This is a genomic window from Rahnella perminowiae (genome assembly GCF_019049755.1).
Classification (GTDB): domain Bacteria; phylum Pseudomonadota; class Gammaproteobacteria; order Enterobacterales; family Enterobacteriaceae; genus Rahnella; species Rahnella perminowiae.
In genome coordinates this window covers 1-2,216 of the sequence record NZ_JAFMOS010000228.1, presented here as the reverse complement: position 1 = coordinate 2,216, position 2,216 = coordinate 1, and the positions used below count along the sequence as shown (strand labels likewise).

Genomic DNA, 2,216 nt, shown 5'->3' with positions numbered 1-2,216 from the left:
CCAATAGCTGAATCAGGTGAAATAATTATGTCGGTAATGCGCTGTGCTATCTCTTCTGAATTATCCATAAGGCGCCCTTTGAAGTCCGTTTGTTTGGCGTTTTTCTAGAGGGTATATTGACTTAAGCCAAATGGCAATGGCTAAAAAACGTGCGAAAGTTTGGTGCGGAAAATATCTTCTTTAATCAGTTTCTGAAAATTAGCTGAATGTATAAGATGATGTACGCATTCTTTAGAATGAGGAAAATTGCCCGTATCCCAACAACTCCACTCGGGTTTATCATCTGAATGAGTTTTTAACGACACCTCCCTCTTTCTGCGCTATGTTTTTCTCCTTTGTTCTCTTTCTTTCAGGAGTTTGCTATGAGCCAGCCTTCGCTAATTTTGTATTCCGACGCCAATTTTTTCAGTCCTTACGTGATGTCGGCTTTTGTCGCGTTAACCGAAAAAGGCATTCCCTTTGAACTGGAAAAGGTGGATCTGGCTAATGCAGAAAACCTGAAAGAAAATTATTCGGCGATTTCCATCACCCGCCGCGTACCGACATTAACCAACGGCGCTTTTGTCTTATCCGAATCTTCTGCGATTGATGAATATGTCGAAGAGTTATTCCCGGCGCCGACGTTCCCGGCGATTTACCCGGCTGACCCTGAAAACCGCGCCAAGGCCCGTGAAGTACAGGCATGGCTGCGCAGTGATCTGATGCCCATTCGCGAAGAGCGCTCAACTGAAGTGGTGTTTGCCGGTGCGAAACGTCCGGCGCTCAGTACAAACGGACAGCAGGCGGCTGAAAAACTGTATGCCGCCGCCGCGTTTTTGTTGGGCGACAAAGAACATTTATTTGGCGAATGGTGTATTGCGGACGTGGATCTGGCGCTGATGATTAACCGTCTGCATCTGAACGGTGATCCGGTACCGGAAAAACTGGCCGCGTATGCAGATGCGCAATGGCAGCGGCCATCGGTTAAGGAATGGCTGGCGCTTTCAGCTTAACGTTTTTGTCAGAAAGAACCGCGTATGCGTTGAGGGCGCATCGTCCGGCGCACGGGAGTCAGGGATATAATCCTCCAGCGCCATTTGCATGCTATAGCCCATACGTTCATAGAAAGGCCGCGCCTGAAAACTGAACGTATCAACCAGCGAGTAACGGCAACCCCGTGCTTTGGCTTCTTCTTCTGCTTCTGTAATCAGCTGCGTGCCGACATCTTTGCCGCGCAGCGATTCATCGACCCATAGCATTTTTATGTACATCCAGTAACCGACGGTTTCCGCTACGATACCCGCCAGCTTCTTTCCATTTTCATCTTCCACAAAAATACCCAACTCGCGGAATGTCGGTTTCGGGATAAAGTTTCTGTTGAAATCCCGCAGTGCCGTTTTGATCTCCTCGAGATCGCTTTCGGTCGGGGCATGGCTGAGACGGGTCTTCATGACATTTTTCCTTTTATTGTTAACGTTTTGTCGTAGCGAGGCGAACTGCAAAAGCGATAAATACGGTGCCGGTAAGGCGATCCAGCGTTCTGACCACTGCCGGACGGCGCAACCAGCGCGACAGCGGGCGAGTGGCCGAAATCATCGTGACTGACCATAACGTCCCGATCACCGCATGCATGGCGGCGAGGCCGAAAATATATGGCCCGACAGGATAGCCGGTGGCGACGAACTGCGGCAGGAAGGAGACATAAAACACGCCGACTTTCGGGTTAAGCACATTGCCAAAAAGACCTTTAACGAACGGCGAGTTTCCGATACGCAAGGCTTTGTGGCGGCTTTCCGGCGCATCCATGTTCATTTCGCTGCGGGGTTTGAACAACATCTGCAGTCCCAGCCAGGCCAGATACGCGGCACCGATCCATTTCAAAACATTGAAGGCGATTTCAGAGGCAGCCAGCACGGCACCGAGACCGAGTGCCACCATTGCGCCCCAGACCAGACATCCTGTGCTGATGCCAAAAGCGGTAAACAGCGCCTTTTTACTGCCCTGACTGGCAGCAGTGCGCAACACCAGTGCGGTATCGAGACCGGGCGTAAGCGTTAAAATACCGGCGGCAAGCGCATAAGAAAGCAGGGATTCGGTGAGGGTCATGGCTTTTCCTGATGAGCGAAAAACCCAGAATAGTGAAACGTGCGGCACAGATGCAATCACGAATTTAAATGAAATTCGGCATAAAAATACGGGCAAATAAAAAAGCCTGTGGAAGTCGGGCTTCCACAGGC

At 50.5% G+C, this 2,216-nt stretch carries 3 protein-coding genes; 1 reads left to right on the top strand and 2 read right to left on the bottom strand.

The genetic code is table 11. The features are described from left to right. Positions 1-362: 362 nt before the first annotated feature. On the top strand, positions 363-992 hold the full coding sequence (gene yfcF, locus J1785_RS01545) for a glutathione transferase (protein WP_129953984.1): 630 nt from the start codon (positions 363-365) through the stop codon (positions 990-992). Here the strand turns inward: yfcF and J1785_RS01540 are convergent. Together J1785_RS01540 and J1785_RS01535 are read right to left on the bottom strand one after the other, a co-directional pair. Beyond that, positions 984-1,430, bottom strand: coding sequence for a GNAT family N-acetyltransferase (locus tag J1785_RS01540; RefSeq protein WP_129953982.1), 447 nt, complete (start codon positions 1,428-1,430; stop codon positions 984-986). The genes yfcF and J1785_RS01540 overlap by 9 nt on opposite strands. Positions 1,431-1,449: 19 nt before the next feature. Next, complete coding sequence (locus J1785_RS01535; protein WP_129953980.1) at positions 1,450-2,085, bottom strand: LysE family translocator; 636 nt, start codon at positions 2,083-2,085, stop codon at positions 1,450-1,452. Positions 2,086-2,216: the final 131 nt, after the last annotated feature.

Excerpts from the sequence above, each read along its gene's own strand:
- yfcF (WP_129953984.1), top strand. The coding sequence starts at position 363 with ATGAGCCAGCCTTCGCTAATTTTGTATTCCGACGCCAATTTTTTCAGT.
- J1785_RS01540 (WP_129953982.1), bottom strand. The coding sequence starts at position 1,430 with ATGAAGACCCGTCTCAGCCATGCCCCGACCGAAAGCGATCTCGAGGAG.
- J1785_RS01535 (WP_129953980.1), bottom strand. The coding sequence starts at position 2,085 with ATGACCCTCACCGAATCCCTGCTTTCTTATGCGCTTGCCGCCGGTATT.